This is a genomic window from Larkinella soli (genome assembly GCF_003703975.1).
GTDB classification, from domain to species: Bacteria; Bacteroidota; Bacteroidia; order Cytophagales; family Spirosomataceae; genus Larkinella; species Larkinella soli.
In genome coordinates this window covers 221,252-236,314 of sequence record NZ_QTJY01000009.1, presented here as the reverse complement: position 1 = coordinate 236,314, position 15,063 = coordinate 221,252, and the positions used below count along the sequence as shown (strand labels likewise).

The following is a 15,063-nucleotide window of genomic DNA, read 5'->3' as shown; positions in this document are numbered from 1 at the left end:
ATACGCAAAAAATATGTAATTATTTTTGCAGGCTTTATAACAAAAAAGATTTTGTCCGGCAATTCAGCCGCCACCAGCCTTCTTTATGCTACCGCAGAATAAATTTCATAAGTAGTAGTACTTAATTGGTTACTATTTCGTTAATATTGTAAACATTTTTCTCTGTTCTACCTTTAAAGCCATGCGAGGAACGGCCCTGGGGAAAACCAGTTTATTGATCAACGAAACTTCGTCCCATCACTTCCGGAGTATCTCTCAGGCAGTAAAATGCGCCGACCGGTTTTTCATGGAGGGGATCAATGTCCAGATCGTCACCCGGGGTAACAACCGTTACTGGGTGGTTCAGGACTCGGATGCCAGCCAGCTGGTTGCGGAGGGTTATAAACTTTTGTACGGTAACTGAACCAAAGCGTTCCTTTTGCACCGTACCCACCCGTACTCTTTCTTGAGAATTCAAAAGAAAAAACCAGTCGTCTGACTGGTTTTTTTGTTCAACTATCCATGTTACTACTCACCGGGTATCATTTATTCAACCGAAATCTGGTGGTTCAGGCTGACCCGGTCTTCTCCGCCGAGCGACAGGTAAGCCCGGAAGACCGAGGCAGGCTGTTTCTGGTCGAATCCCTCCGAATACCATCCCAGGGGCGTAGGGCGGACCTGGCCGCTGATCACCTCCACCTGTAGCTTCGGGTCGATCAGCAGGGTAACGAGCCGCTTCGTTCCGGGGTGCGAAAGTACGAAGTGATTCCGGCCCCGCGCCCGGAACCGAACCGCCGGATGAAGATGAAACAGGACTTCGACGGTATGACCGGTGCTCTCCCGGTTGTCGATCCGGTCGCCGATCAGCAGCCGGTTCCGGATGCGGTCGAACTCCAGTCTTCGCTCGTGGGCACATCCCATGCGGTCATAACCGTTGTGAGCGGCAATAATTTCGTCGGCATAGTCATTTCCCTGCGCCCGCAGAACCGTGGTGGCCGCCGGGAACCGGTGGCCCGCATCCGGGGCAGGCTCCGCCTGATCCTGATAATCGATACAGACCGTATTGTGGGCCCGGGTGCCGGCGAAATAGCCGCTCCAGCCCGGCTCCGCCGGACTGAAATACCGGCCCGAATCGACAAAAAACGGCTTTCCGTCGATGTGCATCACGAAGGAAAGCGCATCGGCGTGCTGATCGGGGCGGGGAACCACGGGCTTCCCGGCGTCGAAATACACGTAGATCTCGCCGTTTTCACGCTCTTTTTTCCGTAACACGAAATGCCCTTCGCGGGAGAAATAACGGCTTTTCGGCTCTGCCTCCTCCACCGGAACGGCCTCGAACCCCCGCAGCCCTTCCTCACCGAACAGCAGCAGATTCCTGAGGTCGAAACCCCGGCTCCGCCGTTTGAAGAGAGGGTCCTGAAACAGAATGGCTCCGGAGGTCAGCAGAGAGCAGAAGTCGTTGAACGACCAGGGGTCATCGAGGTCCAGAAGCCGCCCGGCATCATCCGGGCGGCAGAGCGGATGATTGCCTTCCGTATCCAGCAGCTGGGCGATCCGGTCGAACCGGTTTCGGAGGCCCCGGAGATAGTCTGCCGAGAGCCGGTAGCCGGTTCGCAGACCCGTCACCCAGGCCAGCACGAAAAAATCGGTCAGCAGGGGCATGGGGCAGTCGGCCTGCTCCCCGCCCATCTCGCCGAAGCCGTATCGCTGCATCGCCCGCTCTATACCGGTCATGGCGTAGATGTTCCAGCCGACCGAATCCGGAAACGGCCAGAACGAGCCGGCCATGAACAGGCCGGCGAACCCGACGGCCGACTCACTCCCGGTCGATGCCTGCTGGGGCGTGTTGGCGTAGAGGTAGGCGCAATGCTGATGAATGGACGGCAGCCAGACCGTCTCCACAAACCGCCGGAAAGCCGGGTCGGTCTGCACCAGCCCCGAAACGTCCAGAATGTTCCAGCAGAGGAACCAGTTGATCAGCCGGAGGCTGACCTCCGTATTGCTGGTCCAGTTGACGCCCCGCAGATAAGGGTTGGCCTTCACCCAGGAGGTCAGCAGCGTCGTGAAGCGGTTCAGGTGCCGCGAGTCGTCCGTCAGCCGGAAGCGCAGGGCGATCATTTGCAGAAAAAACTGGCGGTTGACCTGACGGACGTAATATACGTTGCCGGCTTTGGGATGGCCGACGTCGATGTTCGGGGCAAATTCCGTCGGGAACCGTTTTCCGGTACTGATGTCGAGGTGCCAGTCGACCGGATACCGGTAGTCGAGCGTATGCCCGAACATCGCCTGTTCGGTCCGGAATGAAATGGCCGGAAAGCCGGCGGGGTTGATCGTCAGGATCGAATCCGGCCAGGAAAGCAGGCTGACCGAAGGCGTCCGCCCGGCCTGCTTCCGATCGGCCTGTTTCCGAACATAATGCCGGAATCGCAGGAGAACCTCGGTGTTGGTCAGCTCCCGAAACCGGTTGAAAAACCAGTAATAATGACTTATAATTTTTGTCCTTTGCACGTTGAGTATGCCCTAAGCCGGTAAGCCGCCTTCACCCAGGGCCGGTCTTACTGGCAGAATTCTTTGGTCTTGATCTTAATGACCCATTCGTTCTGATCGATCAGCGTGTTGGGCTGTTCGAAATCATAACTCAGCACCGATACGCTGAAGTCGTATTTGCGGTTTTTCTTCACCCGGTAGGTGGTCTGGCTCATCACGCCGTTGACAAGCTGGCTCTTGTTGAAGGTCAGGAACGGCTCCCAGTGGGCCGAACCGGACTCCCGGTAATAGGTCGTGACCTGATCGGGCAGCTTGTCGAGCTGAATGTTCTTACACGGAAACTGAACGCTGGCTTTCACCGGCGCTTCGCCGGCCGCCGGCCGGAACGCCCGGACATCCAGCGGAACCGTCACGTTATCACAGGAACCGACCACCGGCGACTCGACGACCAGCGACGAGTTCCGGTCATAGACCTTCAGTTTCACCTTACGGTCTTTAAATAACTGGTGCTGAAGTGAAAATGTGAAGCCGTTCTGAAGCCGGTAGTAGGAACTACCCGCCGACTCGGCCTTGTCGCCGTCGACGTAAAAGGCTTCTACCCGATAGCTGTAGTCGTAGTCGTTGGGCAGTTGGCTCTGGAACGAGAACCGAACGCCGTCGTTGGGGCAAAGCTCCGTCACATACCCGACCACCCAGGTGGAAAAGTGCGAGATGCGGGTTTCAATGACCGGGCGGTTCTCCTTATCGAGAACCACTTTACCGGGCGCTTCCTCCTTCCACTGGTTGGTGGCCCCGTCGTAGCTGTACAGCGGCAGCACGTCGCCCGCCCGGACCGGCAGGCCGGTGGCAGGATTGCGGGCGCCCGCATTCAGCCCGAACGTAACCCCGACCGGCTGCGAGAACGATTTCACCAGCCGGTATTCCTCATTGTAGATTTCGGCCTGAAAGGCGCTGGCCACAACCGTAATCTTTTTGGTGCGCGACAAGCTGCCGCCGTTGGGCAGCTGCCAGACGAGGCTGGTCGGGATCACCTGCACGGTGGCCGTCAACGGGCCGTCGACGGGCTGGTTCTGGGCATCGACCACCCGGGTTCCGGCCGGAATGGAAATCACCGAGGTTCCGGCTTCGGTCGGGGGCGTCCGGATCACCAGCGGACCATTCACTGCCCCGTCTCCGGCGCTCTGCCCGGTGGTGGTCGCCACCAGCTTTTTAGCTTCGTTCGACTCCTTCTCGGTCAGGACAACCGTTTGCCGGCGAACGCCCGAGCCGATCAGGGCGATGGGTACCACGGTTTCCAGCGCGTTTTCGGCCGTGGCTACGATCGTAAAATAGAGCGGTTTTTCCGGGCTGGGGGCCACCAAAGTCGCCAGCGGCAGGCTGCCGTCTTTGGAAATTCTGAAGTTGGTGGTATTCAGGAGGGTCACGATCTGGTCGGCGTCCCGGCCTTTGATCTTCACGCTGACGTTTTCGGCTACCCGGCCGCCCTGCGTCCGGAAGTCGAGCTGAACGGAGGTCGTCAGTGGTTTACGAAACGTCAGTTCGACGTTCTCCAGCGGATTCCGGCAGCCGGCAAACCAGCCGGTCAGGATCAGGAAAAGAAGGAAAGCTTTTTTCATAACGGTCAGTGCGGACGAATGGCGTAGGTGAAAACAAACTGGAGAACGGGCAGCCAGCGGTAACCGCGCAGGTTGTGCTCGATGGTCGGCACCTGTTCCTTCAGCGTAGTGGTTTCCAGAAATCCTTCATATTGCAGATCGACCCGGGGCGCTCCCTGGTAATAAACGCCCAGCTCGGCCCCGAAGCCGAAGCGCCGGCGCGGAACCGACCGGCCGAAGCCCAGCCCGGCATAGCCGCGCAGGCGGCTCCAGACCAGCGAGGTACGGATGACACCAACGTTATCCGGGGTCATTTCGATGCCGCCGAGATTCAGTTTGTCTTCGGCCTGAAGCATGGCTCCCAGGCCCGGATGCCAGGCATAGCCGCCCCCGAGGGACGCAAAAAACGAACTCTTCGGAAAAGGATGCCATTTCAGGGACGCCTGCGCCATGCTGATGACCAGGTCGGGATCGACCGACAGGCGGGAATCGTCGCCCACCGATAACCGGAAGGGCCGACGACGGGCAAAATACGTGAAACCGGCCCGAACGGCCAGCTGCGGCCGGGTCGGCAGACGATAGGCCAACTGAAGGCCGAAGCCGGGCAGGCCCGCCGACGCATTCAGCCCGAAACGGGGCTGGACCGTGAGCGAATCCCGGCCCGACCCATCGCGGCCCGGCCCATCGTAGCCCGGCCCGGCCACGGCCCGGCCGTTGGCGGCCGGGCCGACCGTCAGCAGGACGAAAGCGAGCCAGAGGCCCGTAATTCCGGAAATGTTTTTCATAACGTCGAGTAGCCGGTATGCTTCGTACAAACCGGGCGATTAACCCCGGCAGGGCCTTTTTTCAGGTTTGAACCCTGCCGGGCGGGAAGGAAACTCCGATCCGGAATAACGGGTCAGGGAAGCGGCAGGCTAAAATACTTTGACAGCATGACGATGGACTTCACCCTCCGGCGGCTGACGGACAATCGGGTTTCGTCCGACAATTCGACCCAGCTGTTGTGCATATCATTCAGGTCCAGCCGTACGATGTGTTCCGGGTTGACCAGATGCGATCTTGAAATGCGCCAGAACGTGGGATGGTACTCCTGCTGCTCCTTTAATGTGTAACTTGAAACGAATCCGCTCTGGTTATTCAGATGGATTCGGCTATAATTGCTCCAGCCTTCAAAAAAAAGGATTTGCTTGGCAGCAATGGTGACGGCCCTTCCCCGGCGATCTCTTACTTTGATACTGGTACGTGCTGTATTCATGGACTTTAACGTTGAGTTCACAACCTCCTCTACTTTCAGTCAAGGTGAGCAAACTCTATGCCACCACGAATTTCTTTTGTCTGTTAATTAAATATTTGTTCACGGATTACGTTTTGTAGTATCCGGTGAATTCGCTATCGGCCCCGGCCCCGCACGCTCCCTCCAAGCCAGCAAGATACTGACTTAAATCCCTGTCCGTGAGACCGATATACCAGTAAGCCCAATCTACCCGGAGAATCGTCCGGAGAACCAGGGTGGATTTCTACGGTGACGGAAGCACCTGTGATCCGGGAAACGAAAGGCCGACAATTTGGGAGGAGGCTCGAAAGAAGACGAATTATCAGAATCAAAAGTGATTATTCGGTATACGAATCCGGACACGGCCCGATCCGCTTTTATCAAACAGAAATAAACGAAAAACACCGGCCCCTTTAATCTGCCTGTTCCGTCTGCCCGACCCGGAGAAAAAAAGGTGACCGTCAGGGGCCGGGCCACGCAGGCAACGACCGATACGGCTGGTTCGCGACCTAAGCCGAAACACTTCCTTCCAGTGCCAAAAGCGGCACGATCCGGTTCTTATTCAGCGTATCCTTTCATCCGGACCAGCTCCGGAAGGGACTGCCTCCGGCATTCGGGATTCCGGGGGCCGGTTCTTCGGTTTTCTAAAAGTGATAAATATTTATGCCGTTTTACGAAAATATTAGCCTGCCGCATAATAACTTTTCGGCCCGCTGAATCCCTTTCATTTATCAGAATTTCAGCTATTTCATTAAAAACGACCATTTTGTCACTCGATTTATTTGTCAGCCTTATTTCCATGTTATTTAAAAGTGTATAAATTTGTTACACGATTACTCAACGTTAACAGGGAAATAAATAGTAAAAAATAAGTAAAAATACTTATTTATGTTAAAGTTTCTGTCTGATAACGTGAAGCAACCTTCTACCTATATAGGCGCAATCCTCATTTTTTGCGCATTTAACGGGCTCGCTCAACCGGTTACTTCCCTTTCCGGTTTTGTCCGGGAAAACGACTCCCGGCGTCCCCTCCATGGCGTCAACATTTACTTACCCGATTATCGAATCGGCACCACCACCGACGCGTCCGGTTATTACACACTGACGGCCCCGGTTTCGGATACGCTGAAAGTGGCCTACTCTTTTGTCGGATTCCAAACCATTTACCGGACGCTTTCCTTCCATCGGTCGGCCTCCCAGGATGTTTTCCTGACGCCCGGTCAGGACCTGAACGAAGTCGCCGTCCGGCTGAACCGGAGCGGAGAGACGCAAACCCCGCAGCTAAGCCGGCTGAGCGTTCCGATCACCCAGATTCGCCAGTTGCCGGCCCTGCTGGGTGAGAAAGACGTGCTGAAAGTGCTGCAACTGCTGCCGGGTGTTCAGAAAGCGGCCGAAGGCACCACCGGCATCTACGTCCGCGGGGGCGGTCCCGACCAGAACCTGATCACGCTTGACGAAGCCGTCGTCTACAACCCGAACCACCTGCTGGGTTTCTTCTCGGTCTTCAACGGCGACGCCCTCCGGAACGTCTCGCTGACGAAGGGCGGTTTTCCGGCCCGCTACGGCGGCCGGCTTTCCTCGGTCATTGAAATGGACATGAAAGAGGGCGACAACCAGAAGCTCCACGGAACGGGCAGCGCCGGTCTGATTGCTTCCCGCTTTACGCTCGAAGGTCCCCTGCAAAAGGGCCGGGCTTCCTTTCTGGTGTCCGCCCGCCAGTGCTATCTCGGCCTGCTCACCCGGATGTTCGCTTCCGACGGGAGCGGCAGCCTGCCCACTCAGTCTGCGTTCTCGGATTACAACGCCAAACTGGCCTTCGACCTCGGCCCCCGCGACCGCCTGACCGTCAGCGGTTTTATGGGAACGGACGCCTTCCAGGGCCGTCGCGAATACAACGACCATAACCTGCGCGCCGGCCTCGACTGGTCGAACGCGACGGGTTCTCTCCGGTGGAGTCACCGCTTCTCCGACCGCCTGTCGTCGGCCACCTCCCTCCTGTTCAGCCGGTATCAGCTGACGGTGTCCAACCAGGAAACCGCTCCCGGCTCCGACCAGGTGTACCGGCTGGCCTACGTATCGGGGATCCGGGATTTTTCGATCAAGCATGACCTCGATTTCCAGGCCGGTACGAGCCACCAGCTGAAGTTCGGGCTGCTGGCCACCACCCACCGCTTTACCCCCAGCGCCGTCGTGTCGAGCGAGAACCGGAAATACCAGCCCGACTCCTACGAGCGGACCGACGTGCTCGAAACCGGAATCTACGCCGAAGACCTCTGGCAGCCGACCCGCCATCTCCGGATCAACGGAGGCATCCGGCTGAGTTATTTTCAATACGAAACCACCCGGTATGCCCGGCCTGAACCGCGGCTGTCCGTCGCCTGGGAACTGCCGGCCGCCTGGTCGGTGAAGGCGGCCTATGCCCGGATGAACCAGTACGTCCACATGCTGTCGAACACCGGCGTCGGCCTGCCGACCGACCTCTGGGTGCCGACCACCGACCGCGTGCGGCCGCAGCAGTCGGAGCAGTTCTCGTTCGGGCTGGCCAAAGACTTTTCACCGGGCATGGCGCTGACGGTCGAAGCGTACCACAAAACCATGACCAACAACCTGAGCTACCGCGAGGGGGCGAGCTTTCTGCTGCCGCAGAACAGCCCGACGGGGGAAAAGCCCCGCTGGGAGGATAACGTGACGGCCGGGAAAGGCTGGTCGTACGGGGCTGAGGTACTGCTCCAGAAGAAGAAGGGCCAGCTGTCGGGCTGGATCGGCTATACGCTCTCCTGGACGCAGTGGCAGTTTGCCGAGCTGAACGGCGGCCGCCCCTTCTTCCCGCGCTACGACCGCCGGCACGACTTCTCGCTGGTCGGCATTTATGAATTGAGTTCAAAGGTTCGGCTGTCGGGAACCTGGGTATACGGCACGGGGCAGGCGCTGACGCTGCCGCTGGCCCGCTACGCCCTCAACCCCAACCAGCCGCAGACCGGCGGGCTGGGCAACAACCAGATCGTGAAGGACTACGGGGAGAAGAACAGCTTCCGCGGGGAAGCCTTCCACCGAATGGACCTGAGCCTGCAATACCATACCCGGAAGCGGTCGCACGAACGGACCTGGGAGCTGAGCGTTTACAACGCCTACAACCGGCGCAACCCGTTCTATTATTCGCTGGAAAGCAAGGTCGAACAGGCCGACAAGCCCTCGCGGACGGTCCTGTACCGGTATTCGCTGTTCCCGGTCGTGCCGACGCTGAGTTATAGTTTTTCGTTTTGAGTCTTCTCTGTCTTTTTTTATAAAATAGTCTGTCACTCCGTCTTATAAACTCTGTCTCCATGAAACTTACATGCATCCTTGGCCTCGTCGTCACGCTCCTGGCGGCCGGCTGCCAGAACATGAGGGAGGAAGTCGCTCCCGGCACCTTCGACCAACCCGCCACCCGGCTCGTCCTGGTCGGCTTTCTGTCGCCCCAGGATTCGCTGCTGGTGGTCAAGGTCAACTCCACCCGGCCGGTGGGCGATGCCAACTACACCACCAACTACGGCGTCGTTTCCAAAGCCGTCGTCACCCTGAGCAGCGGCAGCCGGTCCATCAAACTGACCTACAACGGCAAGCAGCAGGCCTATATGGCCCCGGCCAAAAACTTCCCGATCCGGGAGGGAGAAACCTACCAGATCGTGGCCCAGACACCGGACGGCCTGCGGGCCTCGGGCCGGTGTACGATCCCGCCGTCGGTGGCCCTGCAGCGGGTCCAGCTCGATTCCGTGCGGGAAAGCGGGGCCTCTAAGTATTTCGTGCGCTATTTCTGGCAGGACCCCGGCGCCACGGCCAACTTTTACCAGACGCAGGGCGCCTTCAGCTACACGGCGGCCTGCGCCGGCTGTAAAACCGATGCCGGGGCGCGGTCGCAGACGGCCTCCGTCGTGTTCGAGTCGTCGGACCCGCTCACGTCGCTGCTCACCGACCGGAACGGACAGGGCCGGCAGCTGGCCTCCTACCGCGGCTACCTCCAGGGCAGCAACACTTCTACGGCGCCCCTCACCGGTTTTTCCGGCCTGTATGAAAAGGCGCAGGTGCGGGCCGTTCTGCTGAATGTGGAAGAAGCCTACTACCAGTACCACCGGGCGCTGGCCCTGCAGAAACAGGCCGACAACAACCCGTTTGCCGAGCCGGTATTGCTGCCGACCAACATCGAAGGCGGGCTGGGCTGCTTCGCCGGGTATAACCAGACAACGATGAAAGTTACCTTAAAATAACAATTCCGATCCGCATAAAAATTTTCATCGGTACTTAATGGGTATATATACTCAAAATCAGTAACATTGTATCGCGTTTCACCTGAACCGGTTTTGTCTTATGACTACTTACATGACAGTACACTACGACGGAAAAGATACTCACATCACCTACACGGATACCATCGAGGATGCCCGGGCTTACCTGGCCGCCCTGATTACCACGAAACAGGTTGATAAAGAGGACACTTTATCCATCGTCCGCATCCCTGACGATTACATGGTGTATTACCGCCGGCGGAACAATACCGTCGACAGTGTACTGGGAAGAAACCGCTGGGTGCTTCTTGCCGAAGCCGTCCGGGCCGGAGCTTCGCAGAATATTTTTACCAATCTGTATAAAAAATTCGCTACCCGGAGAGGGCTTGCCTGAGACCGACAATTAGACAGACAGCTAATGTATAAAAGCCACCGTAAAACCATTCCAAGCGGTTTTACGGTGGCTTTTTTGTGGTCAAATTATTATATTATTTGTCTGTTAAATACCTTTTATCAGGGCTATTTTTCCGTCCATGGTGGCGGCCAGAACCCGGCCGTTGCCCAGCGGCCAGACCCGGTTGACCATCGCGTTCGAGAGCTTGTGCGACCAGGCCGTCCGGCGGGTCCGGCGGTCGACGACGTAGAGCACGCCCTCGTCGGTCGGGATATAGATCCGGTCGTCCTGTTCGGTCACCGGGCCGGGGCTGATCTCGTAGCCGAACCCGCAGTTGACGTACCACGCCCCCTCGCCGTCGGCCGAAGCCGTCGGGATGGCCCAGAGCGAGTCCTGCATGCACTTGACGTAAATCAGCGAACGGTCTGCCGAAACGCCCATCGACTCGAAGCCTTTATGGCGGCTGGTTTTCCAGAATTCACGGCCGGTTCCGGCATCGATGGCCGTCACGGTGCGGTCGGGGGTCTGGATGAAGATGCGGTTACCGGACAGAACGGGCACGCAGGCGGCCGGTGAGAAGTTGCGGGATTTGCCGTTGGTCCAGGTCCAGGCCGTATCGCCGGTTTTTTTGTCGAGCGCGTACAGGTTCGATCCCCACGATCCGAAATAGACCTTCCGCCGGTCGGTCACCGGCACCGATTCCACGAAGCCCTTCACCCCGCCGAACGTCCAGCGAACCCGACCGTCGGTCAGCGAGAGCGCCCGGAACTTCCCTTCCGAACTGCCGATATACACCCGGTTTCCGTCGATGAGCGGAGAGGCCACGATGGGCCGCCCGGTCTCCTGCTTCCAGAGCAGCCGCCCGCTGCGCTTGTCGAGGCAGTAGATGGTGCCGTCGGTAGAAGCCACCACGACCCGGTTTTTCCGCACGGCCGGGGTCGAATAGACTTTTCCGCCCGTCGAAAACCGCCAGCGTACCTGCCCGTCGGCCGTCGCGAGGGCCACGATCTGCCCGTTGGTGTTGGGATAGATGCAGAAACCGTCGCTCTCGACCAGACCCGCGCCCACGTCGCTGCTGTCCTGTTTCGCCCAGACGACCTCCACGCCGGGATACTGCCGGTTCATGTCATAGGAAGGGCGGGGATAGCTCCGGGCGGTTTCCTGGCCGAAGTGATGGTTTTTCAGGAGAACGGTTCGCCAGACGGGGCCGGTTTGCCGGCCCGGCGTCCGCTCGGCGAAGGTCATGGTATCGTTCCGCATCGTGACGAGGTTATAACCGCCGACGGCGTCTTTAGCCCGCAGGTTCGAGCGGCCCATCGTTCCCGGTATGCCTTCGAAATCCAGCGCCCGGTTGGCGTGGCCGTGACCGCAGAGGGCGGCCTGGACGTTGGTTTTCTTGATTTCGTCGATGAGCAGGTACCAGTTTGCCAGCGACTCGTCGAGCGGATAGTGGTTCATGAATATAACCGGCTGGTCGGAGCCTTTGAGCTTTTCGACCTCGCTCCGGAGCCAGAGCACGTCCTCCCGCGCCACCAGCCCCGGCGACATCCGCATGTTGGGGCCGCTGCCGCAGCCGATGAACCGGTAGTTGCCGAAGGTGAACGAAAACCGCTCGGCTCCGAACACCTTCCGGAAGCTGTTGCAGCCGTTTTCCGACCACTTGGTATCGTGATTTCCCGGAAAGATGTACCATTTTTTGTTCAGCCCGTCGAGCACGCCTTTGGCCGTCCGCAGCTCCTCGTCGGAGCCGAAATCGGTGACGTCGCCGGTGAAGACCACGAAGTCGATGTCGGTCAGGGCGTTGAGGTCGGAGACGGTTCGCCGGAGGTCCTCGACGGCGGTGACCGGGGCGCCGATGTGGGTGTCGGTGACGAACGCGAAACGGACCGGCTGGGCCTTCAGAGCTGAAATCAGCCACAGTGAAACGAAAAACAGAAGACTCGTTGTTTGCATGGAGGAATACATTTTCTGCCAAATAATCCGTATCTATACCGCCCGACTTACGACTCCATCCCTATGAACTGCCTGCTTTCCCTGCAACAGAACCCCACGTTCAGGAACGTGCCTGAAGACCAGCTCCAGTGGCTGGTCGACCATTCGGAATGCCGCGATTATCCCGCCGAAACGATTCTGGTCCGTCCGGGCGACGCAACCGATCATTTTCTCATCGTAATGGCCGGCCGCCTGCAGGTTTACCTGATCCAGCAGGGGCAGCAGCAGGAGCTGGTCACCTGGGAGGAAGGCTCCCTGGCGGGGGTGCTGCCGTTCTCGCGGATGAAAGAGTCGACAAGTTACTGGAAAACGATGGACCCCACCACCCTCCTGTCGCTGCACCGCGATTATTTCCGGGAAATGATCCGTTCGAAGTACGAACTGACCGAGACGCTCGTTCACCAGCTGACGTCGCGGGTGCGGGAATCGACCCGGCAGATGCAGCAGAACGAGAAGATGATGTCGCTGGGACGAATGTCGGCCGGGCTGGCCCACGAGCTGAACAACCCGGTGTCGGCGGTGGTCCGCAGCGCCACCACGCTGAAATCGCACCTCCAGGCGACGCCCGAACAGTTCAAGGCGGTGATGGCCATCCAGTTACAAAACGAGCAGGTGGACACCATGAGTGAACTGCTGTTCCGGAAGATGAAGGAACACACGACGCTCGCCCCGCTCTCGCTGATGGAGCGCAGCAATCTCGAAGACGACCTGATGGACTGGCTCGACGACAACGGGGTTTCCAATGGCTCGGACCTGACCGAAGCGCTGGTCGACTTCCGCTTTACGCCCGACGATCTGGATATGATTCTGGGCCAGGTCGGACCGAAACCTATTCCGGCCGTCTTAAACTGGATGGTCAATAACTTAGTGACCGAAAAGCTGGTTATCGATATCGAAAGCGCATCCAAACGCATTGCCTCGCTGGTGGAGGCCATCAAGGCGTATACGCACATGGACCGGGGCTCCGGGCGCGAATGCATCCGGCTGCGGGACGGCATCGACAGCACGCTGCGGTTACTGAAACATAAACTGAAGGATAAACACATCGAGGTCGAGATCGACATGCCGGAGGGTCTGCCGCAGGTGGAAGCCTATCCGAGCGAACTGAATCAGGTCTGGACGAACCTTATCGACAATGCCGTCGACGCCATGAGCGACGGCGGCCGGCTGAAGATCACGGCCGAGGTCGATCATGAGTTCGTGCTGACCCGTTTCACCGACAACGGTGCGGGCATCCCCAAAACGATCATCGACCAGATCTTCGACCCGTTCTTTACCACCAAACCGGTCGGAAAAGGCACCGGGCTGGGGCTGGACATCGTTCAGGGCATCATCCGCCACCATAACGGAAAAATTTACGTCGACTCGGAACCGGGAAGAACAGAGTTTAAGGTTTGCCTACCCATCCAATGAAACCACCCATCATCCTTGCCGTCGACGACGACCAGCAGGTGCTGCAGGCCATCCAGCGCGACCTGCGGCAGCAGTACCGAAAGCAGTACAAGATTCTGGCGACGACCTCGGCCGACGAAGCCCTGGCGACGCTGGTCGAGCTGAAGAAGAAAAATGAGGACGTCGCCCTGTTCCTGTCCGACCAGCGGATGCCCGATATGCTCGGCGTCGACTTCCTGCTTCAGGCCCGGAAAATTTATCCGGCCGCGAAAACCGTCCTGCTGACGGCCTATTCCGACATCGAAGCCGCTATTCGGGCGATCAACGACGTTCAGCTGGATTACTACCTGAACAAGCCCTGGGACCCGCCCGAGGAAAAGCTGTACCCGGTGCTGGAGGAACTGCTCAGCGACTGGCAGTCGAACCACCGCCCGGCCTTCGAGGGTCTGCGGCTGATCGGTTACCAGTTTTCGCCCCGGACTCACGAACTGAAGGACTTCCTGGCCGGAAACCTCTTTCCGTATCAGTGGCTCGACATCGAGAGCAACCGGGAAGCGCAGCGTCTGCTCGACCTCTACGGCATCGACCGGAAAGAACTTCCGGCCGTGGTGCTCGAAGACGGCCGGCACCTGACCCAGCCGACCCTCGCCGAACTGGGCGAATCCGTCGGCCTGAAGCCCCGCCCGGCCCAGGCGCTGTATGACCTGGCCATCATCGGCGCGGGACCGGCCGGTCTGGCGGCTGCGGTGTACGGCGGTTCGGAGGGCCTCCGGACCATCCTGATCGACAAGCGGGCGCCGGGCGGACAGGCCGGCACCAGCTCCCGGATCGAAAACTACCTCGGCTTTCCGAATGGCCTCAGCGGGGCCGAGCTGGCCCGGCGGGCCATCACCCAGGCCACCCGCTTCGGTGTGGAGTTTCTGGCTCCGCAGGAAGTCGTTTCCATTAAATCGCAGGGCCAGTACAAGCACATTCAGCTCAACGACGGCACCGAGGTGGTGGCCCGCAGCATCCTGCTCAGCACCGGCGTCGCCTACCACAAACTCGATAACGAGAGCTTCGACAAGTTCACGGGAGCCGGCGTCTACTACGGGGCGGCCACCACCGAGGCTTTCGCTTTCCGGGGGCAGCCCGTGTATGTCGTGGGCGGGGGCAACTCGGCCGGTCAGGCGGCCATGTACCTCTCGCGGACGGCCTCTGAGGTGCATGTGGTGATCCGGCGGCCCGACCTGACGGCCACCATGTCGCAGTACCTGATCGACCAGATCGAAAAGACGCCGAACATCCGGCTGATTCCCTGTACGGAGGTGATCGAGGCCCTGGGCCACGACCACCTCGAATGCATCGTGCTGAAAGACCTCAACACCGGCGAGGAGCGGAAGGTGTCGGCCGGCGCCCTGTTCATCTTTATCGGAGCCAAGCCGTTTACGGACTGGATCGAGATGAACATCATCAAAAACGACAAGGGCTTTATCGAGACCGGTCGGAGCCTGACGCAGTACGACGATTTTAAACGAGCCTGGAAGCTCACCCGCGAGCCGTACCTGCTGGAAACGTGCAGCCCTGGCATCTTTGCCGCCGGCGACGTGCGGGCGGGTGCGATGAACCGCGTGGCCTCCGCCGTGGGCGAGGGCGCCATGGCCGTCAGTTTCGTTCACAAATATTTAGCCGAAACCTAAACCCGGCTCC

11 protein-coding genes are annotated in these 15,063 nt (G+C 59.0%); 6 read left to right on the top strand and 5 right to left on the bottom strand.

Annotated elements, in window-relative coordinates; all coding sequences use genetic code 11:
* Positions 1–181 precede the first annotated feature (181 nt).
* Positions 182–403, top strand: coding sequence for a hypothetical protein (locus DX909_RS17345; RefSeq protein ID WP_128546453.1), 222 nt, complete (start codon positions 182–184; stop codon positions 401–403).
* Between the two features lie 122 nt (positions 404–525).
* Here the strand turns inward: DX909_RS17345 and DX909_RS17340 are convergent, their stop codons facing one another.
* The 4 genes from DX909_RS17340 to DX909_RS17325 all read right to left on the bottom strand — a co-directional run bounded on the left by DX909_RS17340 (position 526) and on the right by DX909_RS17325 (position 5,316).
* A complete protein-coding gene (locus DX909_RS17340) occupies positions 526–2,487 on the bottom strand; it encodes a heparinase II/III family protein (protein ID WP_128546452.1) in 1,962 nt (653 codons plus the stop codon).
* Between the two features lie 47 nt (positions 2,488–2,534).
* Entirely contained in the window at positions 2,535–4,082 is a 1,548-nt protein-coding gene (locus DX909_RS17335) for a hypothetical protein (RefSeq protein WP_128546451.1), read from the bottom strand.
* A gap of 5 nt (positions 4,083–4,087) precedes the next feature.
* The gene (locus DX909_RS17330) at positions 4,088–4,846 is read right to left on the bottom strand and encodes a hypothetical protein (protein ID WP_128546450.1); all 759 of its coding nucleotides are present in this window, start codon (positions 4,844–4,846) and stop codon (positions 4,088–4,090) included.
* 113 nt (positions 4,847–4,959) lie between these two features.
* Positions 4,960–5,316, bottom strand: a complete 357-nt coding sequence (locus DX909_RS17325) for a LytR/AlgR family response regulator transcription factor (protein ID WP_128546449.1) — start codon at positions 5,314–5,316, stop codon at positions 4,960–4,962.
* Between the two features lie 906 nt (positions 5,317–6,222).
* Here DX909_RS17325 and DX909_RS17320 point away from each other — a divergent pair.
* The 3 genes from DX909_RS17320 to DX909_RS17310 all read left to right on the top strand — a co-directional run bounded on the left by DX909_RS17320 (position 6,223) and on the right by DX909_RS17310 (position 9,990).
* Positions 6,223–8,598, top strand: a complete 2,376-nt coding sequence (locus tag DX909_RS17320; protein ID WP_128546448.1) for a TonB-dependent receptor — start codon at positions 6,223–6,225, stop codon at positions 8,596–8,598.
* Between the two features lie 59 nt (positions 8,599–8,657).
* Positions 8,658–9,578, top strand: a complete 921-nt coding sequence (locus DX909_RS17315) for a DUF4249 domain-containing protein (protein WP_128546447.1) — start codon at positions 8,658–8,660, stop codon at positions 9,576–9,578.
* A 112-nt stretch (positions 9,579–9,690) separates the two neighbouring features.
* Complete coding sequence (locus DX909_RS17310) at positions 9,691–9,990, top strand: hypothetical protein (protein WP_128546446.1); 300 nt, start codon at positions 9,691–9,693, stop codon at positions 9,988–9,990.
* A 105-nt stretch (positions 9,991–10,095) separates the two neighbouring features.
* Here DX909_RS17310 and DX909_RS17305 read toward each other — a convergent pair whose 3' ends face one another.
* Entirely contained in the window at positions 10,096–11,943 is a 1,848-nt protein-coding gene (locus tag DX909_RS17305) for an outer membrane protein assembly factor BamB family protein (protein ID WP_128546445.1), read from the bottom strand.
* A gap of 63 nt (positions 11,944–12,006) precedes the next feature.
* Here DX909_RS17305 and DX909_RS17300 point away from each other — a divergent pair, with 63 nt between their 5' ends.
* Both DX909_RS17300 and DX909_RS17295 read left to right on the top strand, forming a co-directional pair.
* On the top strand, positions 12,007–13,395 hold the full coding sequence (locus DX909_RS17300; RefSeq protein WP_128546444.1) for a sensor histidine kinase: 1,389 nt from the start codon (positions 12,007–12,009) through the stop codon (positions 13,393–13,395).
* On the top strand, positions 13,392–15,053 hold the full coding sequence (locus DX909_RS17295) for an FAD-dependent oxidoreductase (protein ID WP_128546443.1): 1,662 nt from the start codon (positions 13,392–13,394) through the stop codon (positions 15,051–15,053). The genes DX909_RS17300 and DX909_RS17295 overlap by 4 nt, the downstream gene beginning before the upstream one ends.
* Positions 15,054–15,063: the final 10 nt, after the last annotated feature.